This window comes from Segatella copri (assembly GCF_024330485.1).
GTDB classification, from domain to species: Bacteria; Bacteroidota; Bacteroidia; order Bacteroidales; family Bacteroidaceae; genus Prevotella; species Prevotella copri_L.
The window spans coordinates 1-4,355 of record NZ_JANDWX010000066.1 but is presented as its reverse complement, the minus strand read 5'-3'; the positions used below and the strand labels follow the sequence as shown (position 1 = coordinate 4,355).

Below are 4,355 nucleotides of genomic sequence, written 5' to 3'. Positions count from 1 at the left end.
TAGGGTAAAAACCAATCAAGTTCATGATGGCATCTGGAACACTTTCATTTTTGATGTTCTTTGTCACCTTGAAATCCTCCAACTCGTCATACACAAAGTTGATGACATACTTATCCTGTCGAGCATTCAAATCCTTCAATGCCGCAGAGAATGACACATTATTATATTGTCGGGTAATGCGTTGGGCAGAAACGCCCATACTTATCACCGAAAGCAAAATCAAACTTATCAGATATTTACTCATAGCCTATTCTCTGTTTTATAGTCCATATACTGTATATACAGTTGAGGGAATCAAAAAACTAAGCAAAACAACAACTTTTTTCAAAATTTACAGAAAAAACATTCAACGACTCCTTGTCTTCCACAAAGCCATAGGATGAAATTTGATTCTATTGACCATCTCTTTATCCTCGAACAGCAATTCTGGAATATACTTCTTGTCATTGAATTCCCGCACGTATTCTTTCTCTGATTCTGTCAGAACCAATAGCTTTGAGAGAAAGTCTTTCACTTCTGTCTTGGCTTTTTCAAAGTCAAAATGCTCACTGCGCCTAAGCACAGGCAAGAGTTGCGAACGAATCTGCGGAAAACGGATCTTGTCTATCTGCGGAAAGTCAGTATATTCCGTAGGCGTAGCGTTGTCTTTTCTGCTTGAGCCAACAGTCAGATAAAAGACGGTCGCTTTTCTCAGCAACGTTTTCTCTTCATCGCTCACGAATAGTTGATGCTTCACCATGTTATAGACATCATAAATGTCACGTGCAGCACTTCTACCTATCAAGGCGTTTATCTTGGTGGCAAACAATTCGACAGGTGAAAGAGAACGTACCTTCACATCGCTCAGAAACGGAATGGACACATGAGTCTCTATGGCAGGCTGGATATGGCAACGGTCGGAATAGTTGATTTCTATCTTGATGCCATCGTTGTTGCCTGCGGCATTGGTATAATGAAACACCCATGAGTCAAGCGTATGCGGTGTCTTGGAGCCAGGTGCAAGATGATAACCCTCCGACTCCATATAGCGTAGAATCTCGTTATTCACTTCTTGGCGAATGGAGAGCATGGATTCTCGGTCGCAATCCACCGTAAAGTCAAGGTCTATATCTACCGAGAGTCTTGGCAGTTGGAAAACGGTGAGATTGATGGCTGTGCCACCTTTCAGCACAAGAGATTTAGACAGCAAAGGACTGTCATGGAAATAGTTGAGTATCTCCACCAGTCGCATCACCTTTTCGAGGTTGTCGCGAATAAAGCCTTGCTCCTTGGCGATGATGTCAAGAGCTTGTTTGTTATATGAGTTCATATTCTTCCTTTGATGTTAGTTCTTGCGGCACATACATGCGCCATTTATTTACAAATGTATCCGACTCTTCGTTGTTAGTCAACCACTTGACGCTTTTGGTTCCCTTGGCTCGGCACAGCTCCAAGAGGGATTCTGAGATGTTGGCTTGTTCCTTGATTCGCTCCAACAGATAGCCTGTCTTCTGGTACAGGAATGCCTTGTCGTACCTTGCGAGATAATCGACGAGCCTTTCCTCATTGAGCAAGACGATACCCTCCATGCAATGCAGCAATTCCTCAATACCACCAGCTCGGTCGATGCGGTCAAAGCAATCCAACAACGTACTCTCCACATCCGTTACTCGCACATAAGGGTTTCCCTTGGGTGTCATCATACCAACGATTTCCTTTGTTTGTCGGCAATAGGTATAATCCACATCGTCGAAAGAAAAGGGATTGAAGCGAGTCATGCTTTTCACAAAAACCTCATTGAAGGGTTGATGAGCCAATCCATGAAACTCCAATGCTGTATGATAACTGATGCAAGCTGTAGGTGACAAGTGGCTTCCTATCTCATACTTGTCGCAAACAGGTAAACCCGACGCAATATCCTTCATGCAATAGGTATTGCGCCGTATAGCCACAATCCACCCTTGTTGCTTGTACCGAGCGAGCAACGCCTCCACCGCCTTCACCTTGTTTTTCAGAGCCTCAGAAAGTTCATCCAAAGTGAATATCCGCAGCTTGTATAATATACTCAATAGTTCTGTCATTGTTTCTAATTTTGCGCAAAGATATGGAATCTAATTTGTTTATGAGAAAAATCAGAAACTTTTTATGCTTTTTTATATGTTCTTTCCATCTTAATTGTCCGACTACGGAGGAACAAATCACCGACAGGCAAGTTCTTTTGAGAGTAACCCAAAAGGTTTCGAGTAACTCGAAACATACTTGTCACTGCCAACTAAAGCCAACGACTGCCACAACCACTTGAAACTCAAAACAAATGCTCTATTTTGCTATTTTTTGCCTTTTTAGGCGTTATTTTATGTTAAAATCAAATGCCTTATAGGTATATCGCTGAATAAAATCAATATCTGTACATCCAAAAATGCCCATATTATAAGCTTTGTTATCAATATGAAGGTCATATCGTTTCATTTCCTCTGGCATATAGCTGATAGCATGACGGATATCACGTCACATCTTTCCATAATAGTCAGTTGTAGTTTCTTCATTCTGGACAATGAGTTCAAGATCCCTTAGGCTTTCATCAATTTTTGTCCAAATGAAAACATCGCCATCAACATGGATAAATGGTTCCTTTATAGACTGGTAGGCCTTAATTTTTGCCAATGCCAACAAGTTCGGATTATAATGATTCAGGCAGTCAAGAGATACGATTACATCCGTATATGGCAAGTGCAATTTGTTGATAAGAACATCATATCCTTGACTGTCGGATCATCATAATAACGTCGTAACTGATTACAACTAATAATCCAGCTCAGATAGTTGAATATAGGTAAAAGCCATCCATAACTATCGGTCAGACTATTCTTGTTGCCGGTCCAAAAACTTTGTATAATTTTCATTTTTTTATTTCTTTATATCAGGCAAGCGATTAGTTTCATTGTTGCTGATGTTTATATCTGCCTTTTTAGCTTTTTGCTTGCCGAAATTATAAGTCAATCCCACACGGAATGAGGTGTTGTCATTGTTTATTCTGTTTCTAAAGACATAATCTTTATATTCAGTTCTGTTATTGCTCTTAGTACCACTAAAGATGTCTTGGGCTTGTATATTCAAAAGAAGTTTGTTCTTAATAATATCAATCTTGCATCCTAAGCCGACACAATCGATGTTTCCAGTGTGAAAGGATTCTTCTATTCCTGGAAGCACATGATAATAGTTCGCATAAAAGTTCAAAACTTTGTAATGGTAACTTAAATTGGCAGAAAAAGATGTATTCAGACTTCGCAAATCTTTGTCATCCAGCTCGTCAACGTAAGATTTTGCTTTAACGTAGAACATAGATACACTTGAATACAAATTGAATTTTCCAAATGAGAAATTATAACTAGCATCTGTACCAAAAGTATTAATGGTAAGACAATTCTTTGGAGAATACTTGGTGAACAAGTCATCCACTACCTGAGTCAGATTCTGTATGGCATCAGATGTGTGATAATAATACAGGTTAAAAGAGAAATTTCCTTTAAACACATAGTTAAACTCCAAATTGTCCATGACCGATGGTGTAAGTCTATCGTTACCTTCGGTGTATGTGTAGGTGTTACGAAAAACACGTGTAGGATTCATATCATTCATAGAAGGTCTGTCAATACGTTTGCTGTAGCTTAAGGCAAAGGAATGATTATCTGAAAGATTGTATGAGATTTCTGCAAATGGGAACCAGTGATCATATTTATTAGAAACGGACAGCCCTTCTAATGTTATTCCATCATCATTGGTGTGTTCATATCGTAAACCAGCTTTGGCGTAAAAAAAACCAAACATTCGATTGACATCTGCATAGAAGGCTGTTACCGTTTCTTTATATAAAAAACCATTTCTACTTCCAAACTCAGAGACGTTATTGGTCCTGAAATGGGAATATTTTCCACCTAACTCAAAATTTAGCCAAGTAAACGGAAGGTTTAAATCTGCGCTCAGGGTATTGACGATATAGCTATAATCATTATTGCTGTTCGAGAAGTTGTGTGCTGTACTCGAATCAAAATTCTGATTAATTTTGTCAATGACATGGATATAGTTGTAATTTACCGTTACTTTTTTGCCTAAGCTATCAAGTTTCCAGTCCACATAGGGGGAGATTGTCTCCAAACGGTATTTATCGTGATTCGACTCGGAATAAGAATTCGATGGACATGCGTCTGCATTGAAAGTCATCTGCCCCATTTGGTGGGCTTTACTGCGAGAATTATTTGGCTCTTCGCAAATTTTGGTGCACATAGTGCTAAAGCTTAAGCGCAACCTTTTTCTCCAACAAGGTGATGGAGGCTCGTCCTGCCATAATTCGTTTTACTGTTTTTATCTTGCATACC

The 4,355-nt window shown here is 39.3% G+C and carries 5 protein-coding genes and 1 pseudogene; all 6 read right to left on the bottom strand.

The genetic code is table 11. The annotated features are described in order from the left end of the window. The coding region (locus tag NNC77_RS16090; protein WP_254971835.1) for a hypothetical protein at positions 1 to 244 on the bottom strand (244 nt) is incomplete at its 3' end. Positions 245 to 346: 102 nt separating this feature from the next. Continuing rightward, positions 347 to 1,309 (bottom strand): nucleotidyl transferase AbiEii/AbiGii toxin family protein, encoded by a 963-nt coding sequence (locus NNC77_RS16085; protein ID WP_217326989.1) that lies wholly within the window; start codon positions 1,307 to 1,309, stop codon positions 347 to 349. After that, entirely contained in the window at positions 1,296 to 2,060 is a 765-nt protein-coding gene (locus NNC77_RS16080; protein WP_254971837.1) for a type IV toxin-antitoxin system AbiEi family antitoxin domain-containing protein, read from the bottom strand. Before NNC77_RS16080 ends, NNC77_RS16085 begins: the two co-directional genes overlap by 14 nt. A 268-nt stretch (positions 2,061 to 2,328) precedes the next feature. Further along, positions 2,329 to 2,736 (bottom strand): annotated as a pseudogene (locus NNC77_RS16755) (DUF6734 family protein); the annotation flags it as partial. Continuing rightward, the gene (locus tag NNC77_RS16750) at positions 2,691 to 2,882 is read right to left on the bottom strand and encodes a DUF6734 family protein (protein ID WP_367398747.1); all 192 of its coding nucleotides are present in this window, start codon (positions 2,880 to 2,882) and stop codon (positions 2,691 to 2,693) included. The pseudogene NNC77_RS16755 and the gene NNC77_RS16750, both read right to left, overlap by 46 nt. Before the next feature lie 4 nt (positions 2,883 to 2,886). Next, positions 2,887 to 4,209 (bottom strand): outer membrane beta-barrel family protein, encoded by a 1,323-nt coding sequence (locus NNC77_RS16070; RefSeq protein ID WP_254971839.1) that lies wholly within the window; start codon positions 4,207 to 4,209, stop codon positions 2,887 to 2,889. Positions 4,210 to 4,355 lie beyond the last annotated feature (146 nt).